The following is a 12,953-nucleotide window of genomic DNA, read 5'->3' on the forward strand; positions in this document are numbered from 1 at the left end:
CCTGTCGCCCGAGGGGCGCGCGCCGGTGCGCGGCCACACGGCGCTCTACCGGGACGCGCAGGGCGGCGCTGCGATCGGCGAGGTGACGTCCGGCGGCTTCGGTCCGAGCATTGGCGGGCCGGTCGCGATGGGCTATGTGCCGGTCGCGGACGCGGCGGTCGAGACCATCCTCTACGCCGACGTGCGCGGCAAGCGCCTGCCCGTGCGGGTGGCGGCCATGCCGTTCGTGCCGAACCGCTACAAGCGACCCTGAGAATCCGGAGCTCCCCCGATGCTGAAATTCACCAAGGACCACGAGTGGCTGCGGCTCGACGGCGACGTCGCGGTCGTCGGCATCACGGATCACGCCCAGGAGCAGCTCGGCGACCTCGTCTTCGTCGACCTGCCGGGCGTCGGCGTCAGCTTCGACCAGGGCGCCACGGCGGCCGTGGTCGAGTCGGTCAAGGCCGCCTCCGACATCTACGCGCCGGTGGCCGGCGAGGTGACCGAGGTCAACGAGGCGGTGACGGCCGAGCCGGGCCTGGTCAATTCCGATCCGGCCGGCCAGGGCTGGCTGTTCAAGATGAAGCTCGCCGACCCGGCGCAGCTCGACGCGCTGCTCGACGAGGCCGGCTACCAGGCGCTGATCGCCGGGTAGTGGAGTAGGTGGAATTTCCGAAGCCCGTCATTCCGGGACGGCGCAATGCGCCGGACCCGGAATCCAGCCACGACCCCCGAGCCCGCCGCTGGATTCCGGGTTCGCCGCTGCGCGGCGCCCCGGAATGACCGGCACCCAGAGCGCCCTTACCCCTCGATGCCGGCCACGGCTTTGGCAAAATCCTTGGCGGCGAAGGGGGCGAGGTCGTCGACGCCTTCGCCGACGCCGATGAAGTGGACGGGCAGGCCGAACTTCGCCGCGACCGCCACCAGGATGCCGCCGCGCGCCGTGCCGTCCAGCTTGGTCATCACCAGGCCGGTGACGCCGGCGATCTTGGAGAACACCTCGACCTGCGAGATGGCGTTCTGGCCGACCGTCGCGTCGAGGACGAGCAGCACGGCGTGCGGCGCGGTCGCGTCGACCTTGCGCATCACCCGCACGATCTTCTCGAGCTCGCCCATCAGCGCGGTCTTGTTCTGCAGCCGGCCGGCCGTGTCGACGATCAGCACGTCGGCGTTCTGCGCCCGCGCCGCCTCCAGCGCCTCGTAGGCGAGGCCGGCGGCGTCGCTCCCCTGGGTCCCGGCGATCACCGGGCTCTTGGTGCGGGTGCCCCAGATCTTGATCTGCTCGATGGCGGCGGCCCGGAACGTGTCGCCCGCCGCCAGCACCACCTTGCGGCCCTCGGCGACGAGCCGCGCCGCGAGCTTGCCGATGGTCGTCGTCTTGCCCGAGCCGTTGACCCCGACCACCAGCACGACGAACGGCTTGCGGCTGGCGTCGATCAGCAGCGGCTGGGCCACCGGGCCGAGAATCTTCTCGACCTCGGCGGCCAGGATCGCCTTCACCTCGTCGGCCGAGACCTGCTTGTCGTAGCGCCCCTCGCCGACCTTGCCGGCGATCGACACGGCGGTCTCGACGCCGAGATCGGCGCGGATCAGCGCCTCCTCCAGCTCCTCGATGACGCCGTGGTCGAGCTTGCGCTTGGTGACGAGATCCGCGATCGCCCCGCCGATCGAGGCCGAGGTCCGCTTCAGTCCGGTGGAGAGCCGGCGCCACCAGCTCGGCTTGGCGCCACTGTCGTTGTCGTCGGTGCTATCTGTCATGTCGGCTGCCGTGATAGCGCTTTCGCCATGACACAGGAAGAGATGCTTGCGCGCGTCCTCTACCGGGACGGGCTGATGATCGTGATCGACAAGCCGGCCGGCCTGCCCGTGCATCGCGGGCCGAAGGGCGGAGAATCGCTGGAAGAATCCTTCGAGGCGCTGCGCTACGGCCTGCCGCGCGCGCCCTCGCTCGCCCACCGGCTCGACCGCGAGACCTCGGGCTGCCTGGTGCTCGGGCGCCACCGCAAGGCGCTCGCCCATCTCGGGCTGCTGTTCAAGCACGGCCAGGTGAAGAAGACCTATTGGGCCGTGGTCGAGGGCGGTCCGGAGGCCGACACCGGCACCATCGAGATCCCGCTCGGCCGGCTCGACGAGACCCGCGGCTGGTGGATGCAGCCGGACCCCAACGGCCTGCCCTCGGTCTCGACCTGGCAGGTGCTGGGCCGCAGCGGCGGGGCCGGGGAACCCGGCGAGGCCCTGACCTGGCTGGCGTTGTCGCCGCTCACCGGGCGGACCCACCAGCTCCGGGTCCACTGCTCGGCCATGGGCTTTCCGATTCTGGGCGACAATATCTACGGTCGCGCCCCGCGCTTCGGCGGCCCCGGCCTTCACCTCCACGCCCGCCAGATCGTCGTGCCGCTGTCCAAATCCAAGCCGCCCGTGACGGTCACGGCCCCGGTGCCGAAGCACCTGCAGGCCCGGATGGCCGCCTGCGGATGGCGGGAGGACGATCCGTGACGCCGTTGCTGAAATATATCCTCTTGTGATAAGTTCATGAGCGACGAGGCCACCGAACTCGACATGCTGCTGTCGCTGGATGGAGCCAGCTTCGAGGCTGCTGCAGGTTACCTCGTGGAGTTCACGGTCAAGCGGACCGACACGGCGCCGGAACGTCCGCACGGAATAAGCTACGTCCTGGTGTTCCGGCCGGTGCACGGCGAGCCGTTCGTCCGTTTCGACAATGCCCATGCGGTCGCGCGGCCCGGTGGACGGTTCGTCAAGGGGGCAAAGGCTTTCGATCACTGGCACCGGAGCCCGGACGATCCGGGGCGTCCTTACGTGTTCACGACCGCGGCCGCGCTGCTCGACGACTTCTGGCGCGAGGTGAAGCGCGCGATGGCCGAGCGAGGGATCCCCAATGACTTATAGGACCGGGTCGATCGGCGAGTTCATGCGGTGGACCAAGCGCGTGGTCGCCGAGCCGACTGCCGCGACCGGACCGAAGCGGTGGTTCGACAGCGATCGGACCGCCGAAACCGTGCTCGGCACGACGACCTCGGCCGAGGCCATGGTCAAGCTCCTGTCCGAGGAGAACCTCGCGCTGCTTCATCTCATCTCGGAACGGCGGCCGGGGTCGCTGCGCGAGCTGGCGACACTCGCGAACCGCAAGGAATCCAATCTGTCCCGGACCCTGAAGAAGCTGCGCAGTGCCGGCATCGTGGATTTCGAAGATCGTCCGGGGCGTGCCCGTGTCCCACGCCTCGCGGCGCGTCGGGTCACGCTCGAGCTGGATCTGGTCGGGCCGGACAGCAGCGTCTCGGTGGAGCGGCGGGACTGAGCCGGACTCCGGCCGACGATCAGGTCAGAACGTCTCCCCCACCAAAATCCGCGCCTTGGCCGTGGTGGCGACCTTGCCGTCGGCCATCAGAATGCGGCCGCGCAGGACGACGACGTCGCTCTTCAGATGCGGCGCCTTGGTGACGGTTTCTACCGCCCATTCCAGCGTGATCTCCTGATCCACGGGGATGGGCACGTGGAAACGGAACGAGATGTCGTGGCCGATCACGGCGCCCTTTGCGGCGTAGTGGCTGGCCAGAAAACCCATGAGCTGCGCCGCCATCTGCGGGCCCGAGACGATCGGCGTCTTGTAGCGGGTGGCGGCCGCGAAGGCGGCATCGTGATGGAGCGGGTTCTTGTCGCCCGCCATGGTCGCGAAGGCGCTCGCCTCGGCGAAGCCCACCCGCAGCGTGGTCGAGAACTTTTCCGTCGGGTCGACACGCATGCGATCGCTACACTCGACTGAGGGCACGCCCCGCGGCGCGCTCGACCCCGATCATCAGAACGGCCCGCGCGACGCGATGGTCGCGATCACGCCGTCGAGCTGGCGGATGCGGTTCGCGTAGACGCGCGACAGGCAGCCGGTGTCGGCGCCGCAGGCCTCGCGCTCGCGGATGAAGGCCCGCTGCGCGTCCTGAATGTCGCCGCGCTGGCCCATCGCGACCAGCGCGGTGGCGATGCCGTAGAGCGTCGCCATGCGGGCCTCGTCCTGGCCGAGCGTGTAAGTGCTGCAGACGGTACGGTCGGCCGGCGTCTCGGCCTTGGCGCAGTCGATCGGCGCATAATCGATGGCGAAGGACGGCGTGGCGAACGCGAGGGCCGCGCCCAGCGCGGCGATGCCGATCCCGGCATGACGACGTGTCATAGAAGCCTCCTCAGGCGGCGAGAAGCCGCCGCCCATCGTGGCCCGTCACGGTCACGTCGACAATGCGGCCGGGCGCGCCGCCGGAGATTTTGACCGGCGTGAACTGCTCGGTGCGGCCGGCCGTGCCGGTCTCGACCAGCACGGCGCGCCGATGGCCGATCTCGTTCTCCAGATGCTGCAAAAGCAGCGCGTCGCCGCGCTGGCGCAGCCGCATGGCGCGCTCCTTCACCACCGGTCCGGCGACCGGCGGCATGCGGGCGGCCGGCGTTCCGGGCCGCGCCGAGAACGGGAAGACGTGCAGATAAGTGAGCCCGCAGGCGTCGACCAGGTCGAGCGAGTTCTCGAACATCGCCTCGGTCTCGGTCGGGAAGCCGGCGATGATGTCGGCGCCGAACACGACGTCGGGCCGCAGCCGCCGCACCGTGGCGCAGAAGTCGATCGCGTGCTGCCGCGAGTGCCGGCGCTTCATGCGCTTCAGGATCATGTCGTCGCCGGCCTGCAGCGAGAGATGCAGATGCGGCATCAGCCGCCTCTCCTCCGCCAGCGCCGCCAGCAGGTCGTCGTCGGCCTCCACCGAGTCGATCGAGGAGAGCCGCAGCCGCGGCAGTTCCGGGACCTCGGCGAGCACGCGCCGCACCAGCGTGCCGAGCCGGAGCTTCTCTCCGAGATCGGCGCCGTAGCTGGTGATGTCGACACCGGTCAGCACCACCTCGGCGTGGCCGTTCTCCGCCAGCCGGCGCACCTGCGCGACCACGTCCTCGGCCGGCACCGAGCGCGAGTTGCCGCGGCCGAACGGGATGATGCAGAAGGTGCAGCGGTGGTCGCAGCCGTTCTGCACCTGGACGAAGCCGCGGGCGCGTCCCTCGATGCCGTCGATCAGCGGGGCGGTGCCGCTCGTCACCGCCATGATGTCGTCGACGGCGGCCTTGGCGGCGCCCTGCGCGGGCGCGCGGGCGAATGCGGCGCGGGTCTCGGCCCAGGCGCTCTCGGAGAGCTTCTCGGTGTTGCCGAGCACGCGGTCGACCTCGGGCATGGCCACGAAGGTCTCGGTCTCGGTCTGGGCGGCGCAGCCGGTGACGACGACGCGGGCGTCGGGGCGCTCGCGCTTGAGCTTTCGAATGGCCTGCCGGGTCTGGCGCACCGCTTCGCCCGTGACGGCGCAACTGTTCACCACCACGGTGTCGGCGAGGCCGGCGGCCTCGGCGCGGCGGCGGATCGCCTCCGACTCGAAGGCGTTGAGCCGGCACCCGAACGTGACGACGTCGATGGTCATGACGCCGCGGCTCCGGCGAACAGCGCCGGATCGAACCGGCCCTCGCGCTCGTACTCCACCGGGCCGGTCATCAGCACGTGGTCGTCGCGCTCGCGCCAGTCGATCACCAGATCGCCGCCCGGCAGCGTGACGCGCACGTGCCGGCCGGTGCGGCCGGTGCGGGCGGCCGAGACGGCGGCCGCGCAGGCGGCCGAGCCGCAGGCCTTGGTCAGCCCGGCGCCGCGCTCCCAGGTGCGCATCGTCAGGTGATCGGGCCCGCTGACGGCAGCGAGCGTGATATTGGCGCGATCGGGAAAAATCGGGTGGTTCTCCAGGAGCGGCCCGATCTTGTCCAGGTCGTAGGCCCAGGGATCGTCGACCCAGAACACCGCGTGCGGGTTGCCCATGCTGGCGACCGAGGGCGAATGCAGGATGGGCGCGTCGATCGGGCCGATCTGCAGCTCGATGGCGCGGGTGTCGCGGAATTCCTCGGCCAGCGGGATGTCGCGCCAGCCGAATTTTGGGGCGCCCATGTCGACCGTCGAGACCAGCGGCTCGGCGCCCTTCCAGGCGTTGATCAGGCCGGCGCGGGTCTCGAAGGTCAGCGCCGTCTTCCCGGTGTCGGCGAACACGATGTCGGCGACGCAGCGCATGCCGTTGCCGCAGGCGCCGGCCTCGGAGCCATCGGTGTTGTAGATGCGCACGAACGCGTCGGTGCCGGGCGTACGGGCCGGATAGAGCACCATGAGCTGGTCAAACGGCGCGCCCTCGGGCCGCGCCGCGGCGCGCGCGTCGTCGGCCGTCAGCTTGTCCGGCCGGTCGCGCAGGTCGACGACCACGATCTCGTTGCCGAGGCCGTTCATCTTCACGTAGGGCTGGTCGGCGAGCGCGCTCATCGGGGGAAAGGCCGGTTGGTCGTGGTTTGCGCCTTATATGGGAGATCCGGCCCCTTTGACCAGCCGAGGGCTGCGAGAGCCCGGCGCCGTCGGACCCGGCGGGCTCCCCGTGCGTTGGGCTTCCGTTCATCGGGTCCGTGCTCTATCCCTTGTACAAAGCAGGACCGACAGGAGCATTCGATGCGACCTAGCCGCTTGGTGGCGACCATCGCCGGTTTCGCCGCGGCCGCCGTGCTGTGGCAGTCCGGTCTCGCCTTCGCTCAGGCCCCAGGGGGCACCGCCAGCCCGCCCGCGGCGACGACCAACCCGCCGGCGGCCCCGGCTCCCGCGACGCCGCCGGCCGTGACGCCACCCGCCGCGACGCCGCCTGCGGCCTCGCCCCCCGCCGCGACGCCGCCGGCCGCCCAGGCTCCGGCACCGGCGACGCCTCCGGCTGCTCAGGCTCCTGCGGCTCCGCCCCCGGCGGCGCAGGCCCCCGACGCTCCGGCCGGCGACGGGCCGTTCGGCGAGGACGTGACGCTGACCGCCAAGACGATCGTCTTCGTCTCCGGCAAGGCGACCTGGGACCGCGCCTTCGAGGCCATCCAGGAGGCCCTCAAGTCCGTCACGGCCTATCTGCAGAAGCAGAACGTCACGCCGGTCGGGCCGGCCATGACCATCTACACCTCGACCGACGACAACGGCTTCAGCTTCCGGGCCGGCTTCCCGGTCGCCCAGGCGCCGAGCCCGGCGCCGACCGGCGACCTCGCGGTCGGTCAGTCGCCGGCCGGAAAGGCGCTCAAATACGTCCACCGCGGGTCCTACGATTCGATGGACGCGACCTACGAGGCGATCACCAACCAGCTCGACGACAAGGGCCTCGACGCCCAGGACCTGTTCGTCGAGGTCTATGTCACGGACCCGCTGACCACGCCCGAGGACAAGCTGGTGATCGAGGTCTACGTCCCGCTGCGGTGATCTCGATCCTCGTCCCGAGGAGCCCGCGAAGCGGGCGTCTCGAAGGACGTGGCCCCCCGAGGCGGCGTTGCTGCGGGGGCCTCATGGTGCGAGACGCGGACCTGCGGTCCGCTCCTCACCATGAGGAGTGACGGGGCGTCGCCCCCTAAATCTCCCACGCCTCGCCCGGCTTCAGCACCCGGAAGCGCTCGTCGGGAATCTCCGCCGCCGCGCAGGCGGTGCGCAGATCCCGCGGCGGGGCGTCGATCCCCTCGTCGGTCAGCTTGAAGGTGCCGTGGTGATGGGCGAGCGCCAGCTCGGCGCCGCAGTCCTGCAAGGCCTGCACGGCCTCGGCCGGGTTCATGTGCTGGTCGCTCATGAACCAGCGCGGCTCGTAGGCGCCGATCGGCAGGACGGCGAGGCGGAACGGCCCGTAGCGCTCGCGCGCCTCGCGGAACCGGAAGCCGTCGCCGTAGCCGGAATCGCTGACGTGATAGATGCGGCCGGCCGGCGTCTCGATGACGAAGCCGGCCCACAGCGCCTTGTTGCGGTCCATCAGGCCGCGCGCCGTCCAGTGCCGCAGTGGCACCAGCGTGACCGCGACGCCCTCGGCGATCTCGACGCGGTCGTGCCAGTCGAACGCCTCGGCCGCGATGGCGGGATCGTGCTCCCGCATCGTGGTGTCGTTGCCGAGCGGCGTGATCACGCGCGGCCGGTGCGCCGCGACGAGGCGCGACAGGGTGTCGAGGTCGAGATGGTCGTAATGGCCGTGCGAGACCAGCACGGTGTCGATCGTCGGCAACGCCTCGAACGGGATGCCCGGATCGTTGACCCGCTTGGGCCCGGCGAAGCCGAACGGCGAGGCGCGCTCCGACCACACCGGGTCGATCAGGATGTTGCGGCCGCCGGTCTGCAGCAGGATGCTCGCATGGCCGACATAGGAGATGCGCAGCGCCGTGCCGGTGACGCGCTCCGGCGGCCGGTCGACATGCGGGCTCGGGGCCCAGTCCGGCCATGCCGCGCTGTCGCCGCGCGATGCCCACCAGCGCGCCAGGTCGGTGAAGCTCTTGGGCGCCGCCCCGTGCGGGTCGCGGAAATAGGTCCCGTCGAAATGGTCGCTGACCGGGCCGTCGTAATAGCGGGCCGCCCGCGCCCGGGCTCCGATCAGCGTGACGGTGGCGGCCACCAGGCCGGACAATCCGAGCAACAGGCCTCGACGGCTGGACGGCACGTTCCTATCTCTCTTCAAGGGGTCGCGTCGACAATCCGGCGACCCCCGCGAGCGGAAGGACCGGAGCCGGGATCGGCTGACGGAACGTAGGCGATCCGCGGCCCGGAACAAGACGCGGCAGGGTGCCGCGCCAGAGTGTCGGGAGGTTCTTATGTCCGAATTGACGCGGGACGAGATCGTGTCGGCCGTTCACCCGGTCGACGACGCGACCGTCGCCGAGATCATTGCGACCGGGGCCACGGAGGCCGACCTCGCCGCCGCCTGCCGGTTCGTGGCGCGGGAGAACAAGGCGCACGAGACCCGCGAGGTGCCGACCGGGGTGGTCGGCGACGTCATCTCGATCATCGAACGCGTCGGGGCCCGTCCGGTCGGCGGCTCGCCGCTGGGTGAGGCCGGATCGACCATGGAGTAGGGGGGGCAGGGTCGGTACGCCGCCCGGAGCCGGACTCCCGCGATCGCGGGGATCCGGGTTTCCTGTCGCGTCGTCGCAGGGTTCCCTCCGTCCCGGGATGGTCCGAGGGCCTAAAAACGTCGGATTTGACTTGCTCTCGCGCCCCGGAGTAGTGTCCGGCGCTCTCGACACCAGCCGAGACGACCAAAACCGACCGGTCCAGGAGACCGGAGGCCAACGCCCGACAGCGCTTCGCGCCCTCGGGCGCCACATTTGTTTGTTTGTCCCTCTCCCGGCGGGGAGAGACGAACCGGAACAGGCGGACGCATGTTCGACGGTCTTTCCGACAAGCTTTCCGGCATCCTCGACCGGCTGACCCGGCGCGGCGCCCTGACGGCGGGCGACGTCGACGCGGCCGCGCGAGAGGTCCGTCGCGCGCTGCTCGAGGCCGATGTCGCGCTCGACGTGGTGCGCGGCTTCATCGACAAGCTGAAGGAGCGTGCGGTCGGGATCGAGGTCATCAAGTCGGTGACGCCCGGCCAGATGGTCGTCAAGATCGTGCACGACCAGCTCATCGAGACGCTGGGCGCGACCGCCGATCCGATCGACCTCAACGCGCCGGCGCCGGTGCCGATCATGATGGTCGGCCTGCAGGGCTCGGGCAAGACGACGACCTCGGCCAAGATCGCCAAGCGCCTCACCGAGCAGGGCAAGCGCAAGGTCCTGATGGCCTCGCTCGACACCCGCCGCCCGGCCGCCCAGGAGCAGCTCGCGGTGCTCGGCACCCAGGTCGGCGTCGAGACGCTGCCGATCGTCGCCGGCCAGACGCCGGTGCAGATCGCGCGTCGCGCCATCGAGGCCGGCCGGCTCGGCGGCTACGACGTCGTCGTGCTCGACACCGCCGGCCGCACCACGCTGGACGAGGCCATGATGGCCGAGGCCGCCGAGGTGAAGCAGGCGGCGCGGCCGCACGAGGTGCTGCTGGTCGCCGACGCGCTCACCGGCCAGGACGCGGTCAATCTGGCGCGCTCGTTCAACGAGCGGGTCGGCCTCACCGGCATCGTGCTGACCCGGGTCGACGGCGACGGCCGCGGCGGCGCCGCCCTCTCGATGCGGGCCGTCACCGGCAAGCCGATCAAGCTGATGGGCGTCGGCGAGAAGCTCGACGCGCTGGAGGAGTTCCACCCCAACCGCATCGCCGACCGCATCCTCGGCATGGGCGACATCGTCTCGCTCGTCGAGAAGGCGGCCGCGACCATCGACGCCGAGAAGGCGCGGCGCACCGCCGAGCGGATGCGCAAGGGTCAGTTCGACCTCAACGACCTGCGCGAGCAGCTCGACCAGATGCTCAAGATGGGCGGGCTCTCCGGCATGATGGGCATGCTGCCCGGCATCGCCCGGATGAAGAACCAGATCGCCGCCGCGAATGTCGACGACAGCATCATCAAGCACCAGATCGCCATCATCCAGTCGATGACGGCGAAGGAGCGCCGCACGCCGGATCTGCTCAAGGCGAGCCGCAAGAAGCGCATCGCGGCCGGCTCCGGCACCAAGGTCGAGGAGATCAACCGGCTGCTGAAGATGCACCGGCAGATGTCCGACATGATGAAGCAGATGGGCTCGGGCAAGCGTGGCCCGCTCGCCGGCCTCGCCAATGCGCTCGGCTTCGGCGGCGGCATGCCGAGCCAGGCCGAGCTGGAGAAGCTCGCCGATCGCATGCCGGGCGTGCTCGGCGGCGCCCCGGGCGGCCTGCCGCCGGGTGGGCTGCCGGGCTTCCCCGGCGCGCCTCCCGGACTGCCCGGTGTCCCGCCCGGAATGCCCGAGCTGCCGGCGCCCAAGGGCGACGCGGCAAAGGGCGACGCGGCGAAGGGCGACCCGGCCAAAGGGGACGCGGGGAAGGGCGATGCGCCCGCCGCGAAGCCGGCTGCGGCGCCGCCGTTGCCCGGCCTGCCGGGCGGCATGCCGAAGCTTCCGGGCCTGCCCGGGCTCGGCGGTCTCGGCGGCGGCTTCCGCGGCTTCCCGGGCTTCGGAAAGAAGAAGTGAGGCGTACGACGAACCGAGCCGTCATGCGCGGGCCCGCCCTGCGCATCCATCGAACCACCAGCTTTTTCCATCGGATGGATGGCCGGGTCACGCCCGGCCATGACGGGCTCCGAGGTTTCAACCCCTGGCGCAACGGACCGACCGGGCGCTGAGAACGATCGAGAAGAGAGGACGACGAAATGTCTCTGCGAATTCGGATGGCGCGCGCCGGCACCAAGAAGCGGCCGTTCTATCACATCGTGGTCGCCGACTCGCGCAGCCCGCGCGACGGCCGCTTCATCGAGCGCATCGGCTACTTCAACCCGCTGCTGCCGAAGGACCAGGCCGACCGGCTGAGCTTCGACCTCGAGAAGGCCAAGGCCTGGATCGCCAAGGGCGCCGCTCCGTCGGACCGCATCCTGCGCTTCCTCGACGAGGCCGGCGTCCTGAAGCGCGAGGCGCGCAACAATCCGGAGCGGGCGCTGCCGCGCAAGGAGCGCAAGGCGATCGCCGAGCAGAAGGCCAAGGAGGCCGCCGAGGCCAAGTCGAAGGCCGCCGCTGCCGCCAAGGCCAAGGCCGCCGCCGCCAAGGCCGGCTGATCCGGGGCTGTTCGGGGGATCACCGATGCGCAACGGATCGGCCCGCGGCTCGACTGCGGCGTTCGTCTGTGCCGTCGCTCTCGCACTGTCGGTCGCTCAGCCGGCCGCCGCCCAGGAGCGGCGGGCCGGCATCGAGCCGACCCTGACGGTGCGCGGCAACGGCCAGCACGAGGCGAAGCCCGACTATGCCGTCCTCACCGTCGATGTCGCGACCCCCGGCGACACCCTCGACAAGGCGGCCAATGCTCACGAGGCGCGGACCACCCGCGCCTCCGACGTTCTGAACAAGCTCGCGGCCGACGGCGTCACGGTCCGGCGGTCGAGCTTCCGGCTGACCCAGGAGGCCGGGCGCCGGCAGGACCAGCCGGCCTTCCGGGCCGTCACCACGTTCGAGGTCGATCTGCGTCCGGTCGAGCGCGTCAATGCGCTGGTCGGCCGGATCGCCGCGTCCGGCCTCTTCGAGGTCGGCCGGGTCGGCTACCGGGTCGAGCAGAAGACGGCGGCGCTCGACGAGGCCCGCCGCAAGGCGGTCGCGGACGCCCGGGCCAAGGCCGAGGTCTATGCCGCGGCCGCCGACATGCGGCTGATCGGCGTGGTCGGCATCACGGACGGGGAGAGCGACACGGTCGACGGCCGAGCCGACCTGCCGGCGCCGCGCTCGGTCCAGATCACGCCGCCGGCCGTGCTGACCTTCGACGCCTCCGCCACGATCACGTGGCGGATCGGGCCACGCCAGTGACGCGGGAGCGGGCCATCGCAGCGTCCGACCAGCGCGTCTGCGTCGCCCGCATCGGCGCGCCGCACGGCGTCCGCGGCGAGGTGCGGCTGTGGTCGTTCACGGGCGATCCCGCCGCGGTGAAGCGCTACGGCCCGCTCGCCGCCGCCGACGGACGGCTGTTCGAGATCGCCTCGATGCGGCCCGCCAAGGACTGCTTCGTGGCGCGGCTGAAGGGCGTCGACGACCGGACCGCCGCCGAAAAGCTCACCAATCTCGAGCTCTACGTCCCGCGTGAAAAACTCGGGCCGGCCGGCGAGGACGAGTTCTACCACGCCGACCTGATCGGGGTCGCCGCCGCCGACACCTCCGGGACGCCCCTCGGCACCGTGATCGCGGTGCACAATTTCGGTGCCGGTGACATCCTGGAGATCGCCCCGCCGCGTGGCGAGACGCTCCTGGTGCCCTTCACCAAGGCGGCCGTGCCCGAGGTCGACATTCCGGGCCGCCGTCTCGTCGTCGACCCGCCGCCGGGCCTCTTCGACGACGAGGAGGGCGACCTTTCTCCGCCCTCACCCTGAGGAGGCCGCGTCGCGGCCGTCTCGAAGGGTGAGGGGAGTTCCGGTGCCGCGCCGCGACGCGGTCACCGGTACGCTCCGGACTCCGACCGCCTCATCCTGAGTGTCTGACTCGAAATTCAGCCTTTATTGACGGGGGTCGCAAGGCGGCGGGTAAGGAGCCTGAGGTGT

Annotated in this window: 17 protein-coding genes; 11 read left to right on the forward strand and 6 right to left on the reverse strand. The window is 70.9% G+C overall.

What is annotated here, in order from left to right; genetic code table 11:
* Nucleotides 1–253: glycine cleavage T C-terminal barrel domain-containing protein (locus CH341_RS20690; RefSeq protein ID WP_281023411.1), on the forward strand; the 253-nt coding region annotated here is incomplete at its 5' end.
* A gap of 18 nt (nt 254–271) precedes the next feature.
* A complete protein-coding gene (gene gcvH / locus CH341_RS20695; protein ID WP_111420875.1) occupies nt 272–637 on the forward strand; it encodes a glycine cleavage system protein GcvH in 366 nt (121 codons plus the stop codon).
* A gap of 146 nt (nt 638–783) precedes the next feature.
* Here gcvH and ftsY read toward each other — a convergent pair whose 3' ends face one another.
* Nucleotides 784–1,740 (reverse strand): signal recognition particle-docking protein FtsY, encoded by a 957-nt coding sequence (ftsY, locus tag CH341_RS20700; RefSeq protein ID WP_210208487.1) that lies wholly within the window; start codon nt 1,738–1,740, stop codon nt 784–786.
* A 27-nt stretch (nt 1,741–1,767) separates the two neighbouring features.
* Between ftsY and CH341_RS20705 the strand changes: the two genes are divergently transcribed.
* From CH341_RS20705 to CH341_RS20715, 3 genes are read left to right on the forward strand one after another with little or no spacing between them, the layout of a single operon-like run.
* The gene (locus CH341_RS20705) at nt 1,768–2,478 is read left to right on the forward strand and encodes an RluA family pseudouridine synthase (RefSeq protein WP_111420877.1); all 711 of its coding nucleotides are present in this window, start codon (nt 1,768–1,770) and stop codon (nt 2,476–2,478) included.
* A 36-nt stretch (nt 2,479–2,514) separates the two neighbouring features.
* Nucleotides 2,515–2,889, forward strand: coding sequence for a toxin-antitoxin system TumE family protein (locus CH341_RS20710; protein WP_111420878.1), 375 nt, complete (start codon nt 2,515–2,517; stop codon nt 2,887–2,889).
* Nucleotides 2,879–3,298, forward strand: a complete 420-nt coding sequence (locus tag CH341_RS20715) for an HVO_A0114 family putative DNA-binding protein (protein ID WP_111420879.1) — start codon at nt 2,879–2,881, stop codon at nt 3,296–3,298. The genes CH341_RS20710 and CH341_RS20715 overlap by 11 nt, the downstream gene beginning before the upstream one ends.
* A gap of 24 nt (nt 3,299–3,322) precedes the next feature.
* On the opposite strand, the gene CH341_RS20720 is transcribed toward CH341_RS20715, so the two are convergent.
* From CH341_RS20720 to dapF, 4 genes are read right to left on the reverse strand one after another with little or no spacing between them, the layout of a single operon-like run.
* A complete protein-coding gene (locus tag CH341_RS20720) occupies nt 3,323–3,742 on the reverse strand; it encodes a MaoC family dehydratase (protein ID WP_111420880.1) in 420 nt (139 codons plus the stop codon).
* Between the two features lie 54 nt (nt 3,743–3,796).
* On the reverse strand, nt 3,797–4,162 hold the full coding sequence (locus CH341_RS20725; protein WP_111420881.1) for a lysozyme inhibitor LprI family protein: 366 nt from the start codon (nt 4,160–4,162) through the stop codon (nt 3,797–3,799).
* Nucleotides 4,163–4,172: 10 nt separating this feature from the next.
* Nucleotides 4,173–5,435, reverse strand: a complete 1,263-nt coding sequence (mtaB, locus tag CH341_RS20730) for a tRNA (N(6)-L-threonylcarbamoyladenosine(37)-C(2))-methylthiotransferase MtaB (RefSeq protein WP_111420882.1) — start codon at nt 5,433–5,435, stop codon at nt 4,173–4,175.
* Nucleotides 5,432–6,310 carry a diaminopimelate epimerase gene (dapF, locus tag CH341_RS20735; protein WP_111420883.1) on the reverse strand — a complete coding sequence of 293 codons (879 nt, stop codon included), beginning with the start codon at nt 6,308–6,310 and terminating at the stop codon, nt 5,432–5,434. Before dapF ends, mtaB begins: the two co-directional genes overlap by 4 nt.
* Nucleotides 6,311–6,490: 180 nt before the next feature.
* Here dapF and CH341_RS20740 point away from each other — a divergent pair, with 180 nt between their 5' ends.
* Nucleotides 6,491–7,267 carry a GyrI-like domain-containing protein gene (locus CH341_RS20740; RefSeq protein WP_111420884.1) on the forward strand — a complete coding sequence of 259 codons (777 nt, stop codon included), beginning with the start codon at nt 6,491–6,493 and terminating at the stop codon, nt 7,265–7,267.
* 145 nt (nt 7,268–7,412) lie between these two features.
* On the opposite strand, the gene CH341_RS20745 is transcribed toward CH341_RS20740, so the two are convergent.
* Nucleotides 7,413–8,477 (reverse strand): MBL fold metallo-hydrolase, encoded by a 1,065-nt coding sequence (locus CH341_RS20745; RefSeq protein ID WP_111420885.1) that lies wholly within the window; start codon nt 8,475–8,477, stop codon nt 7,413–7,415.
* A 151-nt stretch (nt 8,478–8,628) separates the two neighbouring features.
* Here CH341_RS20745 and CH341_RS20750 point away from each other — a divergent pair, with 151 nt between their 5' ends.
* The 5 genes from CH341_RS20750 to rimM all read left to right on the forward strand — a co-directional run bounded on the left by CH341_RS20750 (nt 8,629) and on the right by rimM (nt 12,785).
* Nucleotides 8,629–8,889: a hypothetical protein gene (locus CH341_RS20750; RefSeq protein WP_111420886.1), complete on the forward strand. Its 261-nt coding sequence runs from the start codon at nt 8,629–8,631 to the stop codon at nt 8,887–8,889.
* A 306-nt stretch (nt 8,890–9,195) separates the two neighbouring features.
* Nucleotides 9,196–10,911, forward strand: a complete 1,716-nt coding sequence (gene ffh, locus CH341_RS20755) for a signal recognition particle protein (protein ID WP_111420887.1) — start codon at nt 9,196–9,198, stop codon at nt 10,909–10,911.
* A gap of 179 nt (nt 10,912–11,090) precedes the next feature.
* Nucleotides 11,091–11,489: a 30S ribosomal protein S16 gene (rpsP, locus tag CH341_RS20760; RefSeq protein WP_111420888.1), complete on the forward strand. Its 399-nt coding sequence runs from the start codon at nt 11,091–11,093 to the stop codon at nt 11,487–11,489.
* 25 nt (nt 11,490–11,514) lie between these two features.
* Entirely contained in the window at nt 11,515–12,228 is a 714-nt protein-coding gene (locus CH341_RS20765; protein WP_111420889.1) for an SIMPL domain-containing protein, read from the forward strand.
* The gene (gene rimM, locus CH341_RS20770; RefSeq protein WP_245431166.1) at nt 12,225–12,785 is read left to right on the forward strand and encodes a ribosome maturation factor RimM; all 561 of its coding nucleotides are present in this window, start codon (nt 12,225–12,227) and stop codon (nt 12,783–12,785) included. The genes CH341_RS20765 and rimM overlap by 4 nt, the downstream gene beginning before the upstream one ends.
* The last annotated feature ends 168 nt before the right edge of the window (nt 12,786–12,953 follow it).

This window comes from Rhodoplanes roseus, assembly GCF_003258865.1.
Taxonomy (GTDB): domain Bacteria; phylum Pseudomonadota; class Alphaproteobacteria; order Rhizobiales; family Xanthobacteraceae; genus Rhodoplanes; species Rhodoplanes roseus.

Coding starts and splice junctions, on each gene's coding strand:
- gcvH (WP_111420875.1), top strand. CDS start 272: ATGCTGAAATTCACCAAGGACCACGAGTGGCTGCGGCTCGACGGCGAC.
- ftsY (WP_210208487.1), bottom strand. CDS start 1,740: ATGACAGATAGCACCGACGACAACGACAGTGGCGCCAAGCCGAGCTGG.
- CH341_RS20705 (WP_111420877.1), top strand. CDS start 1,768: ATGACACAGGAAGAGATGCTTGCGCGCGTCCTCTACCGGGACGGGCTG.
- CH341_RS20710 (WP_111420878.1), top strand. CDS start 2,515: ATGAGCGACGAGGCCACCGAACTCGACATGCTGCTGTCGCTGGATGGA.
- CH341_RS20715 (WP_111420879.1), top strand. CDS start 2,879: ATGACTTATAGGACCGGGTCGATCGGCGAGTTCATGCGGTGGACCAAG.
- CH341_RS20720 (WP_111420880.1), bottom strand. CDS start 3,742: ATGCGTGTCGACCCGACGGAAAAGTTCTCGACCACGCTGCGGGTGGGC.
- CH341_RS20725 (WP_111420881.1), bottom strand. CDS start 4,162: ATGACACGTCGTCATGCCGGGATCGGCATCGCCGCGCTGGGCGCGGCC.
- mtaB (WP_111420882.1), bottom strand. CDS start 5,435: ATGACCATCGACGTCGTCACGTTCGGGTGCCGGCTCAACGCCTTCGAG.
- dapF (WP_111420883.1), bottom strand. CDS start 6,310: ATGAGCGCGCTCGCCGACCAGCCCTACGTGAAGATGAACGGCCTCGGC.
- CH341_RS20740 (WP_111420884.1), top strand. CDS start 6,491: ATGCGACCTAGCCGCTTGGTGGCGACCATCGCCGGTTTCGCCGCGGCC.
- CH341_RS20750 (WP_111420886.1), top strand. CDS start 8,629: ATGTCCGAATTGACGCGGGACGAGATCGTGTCGGCCGTTCACCCGGTC.
- ffh (WP_111420887.1), top strand. CDS start 9,196: ATGTTCGACGGTCTTTCCGACAAGCTTTCCGGCATCCTCGACCGGCTG.
- rpsP (WP_111420888.1), top strand. CDS start 11,091: ATGTCTCTGCGAATTCGGATGGCGCGCGCCGGCACCAAGAAGCGGCCG.
- CH341_RS20765 (WP_111420889.1), top strand. CDS start 11,515: ATGCGCAACGGATCGGCCCGCGGCTCGACTGCGGCGTTCGTCTGTGCC.